The following is a 1,292-nucleotide window of genomic DNA, read 5'->3' as shown; positions in this document are numbered from 1 at the left end:
CGCAATCGAGTTCTACAAGGCCAATAATGAGCCCTATAAAGTTGAACTGATCGAATCCATCCCGGGTGACGAACCGCTGCGCATGTATTGGCACGGTCACTGGCAGGATCTCTGCCGTGGCCCGCACTTGCAGCACACCGGTCAACTGCCAGGCGACGCGTTCAAGCTGATGTCAATCGCCGGGGCTTATTGGCGCGGCGACAGCGACCGCGCAATGCTACAGCGCATCTACGGCGTGGCCTTCACCGGCAAGGAAAAGCTTAAGGCTCATCTGCACATGTTGGAAGAAGCCGCCAAGCGCGACCACCGCAAGCTGGGTCGCGAGATGGATTTGTTCCACATGCAGGAAGAGGCCCCAGGGCAGATTTTCTGGCACCCTAATGGCTGGACCATCTACACTCTTCTGCAAGATTACATGCGTCGGCAACAGCGCAAAGGTGGCTATGTTGAGGTCAACACCCCTCAAGTCGTCGACCGCAAGCTGTGGGTAGCCTCGGGTCATTGGGACAAATACCAAGAGAACATGTTCATCGTCGAAGTGGACGAGGAACATGCACGGGAAAAGGCGGTCAACGCCCTGAAACCGATGAACTGCCCCTGCCACGTGCAGATTTTCAATCAGGGTCTCAAATCCTACCGCGACCTTCCTCTGCGCATGGCCGAGTTCGGATCGTGTAACCGGTACGAACCTTCCGGCGCGCTGCACGGCATCATGCGCGTACGCGGCTTTACCCAGGATGATGGCCATATCTTCTGCACCGAAGACCAGATCGAATCCGAAACCGCTGAGTTCATTCGGTTCCTGTCCGGGATCTACAAAGACCTCGGGTTTGAGAACTTCTCGGTCAAATTCTCGGACCGGCCGGAAAAACGCTCAGGATCGGACGAGGTCTGGGACAAGGCTGAAGCCGCCCTGCTCAGCGCAACTCGCGCGGCTGGGATAGAGCCGGAACTCAATCCGGGTGAAGGGGCATTCTACGGCCCGAAACTCGAGTTTGTTCTGACCGATGCGATCGGGCGGGATTGGCAATGCGGCACGCATCAGGTGGACTTTGTTCTGCCCGAGCGTTTGGACGCCACGTATATCGGCGCTGATGGTGGCAAACACCGCCCAGTTATGTTGCACCGCGCGACCTTGGGCTCGTTTGAACGTTTCATCGGCATTCTGATCGAAGAACACGCGGGCAAGCTGCCGTTCTGGCTGGCCCCGCGCCAGGTCGTTGTGGCCTCGATCACCTCCGAGGCCGATGAGTATGTGGCCGAAGTGGTCAGCACCCTTCGCGCAGCAGGCA

General features: G+C 58.0%; 1 protein-coding gene. It reads left to right on the top strand.

What is annotated here, in order from left to right; all coding sequences use genetic code 11:
- Window positions 1–1,292 (top strand): threonine--tRNA ligase (gene thrS / locus ACR0EL_RS21575; protein ID WP_480502222.1); only part of this gene is annotated, 1,292 nt, incomplete at both ends.

This window comes from Ruegeria sp. AH12, from assembly GCF_056541465.1.
This window is presented reverse-complemented; position numbering and strand designations above follow the sequence as displayed.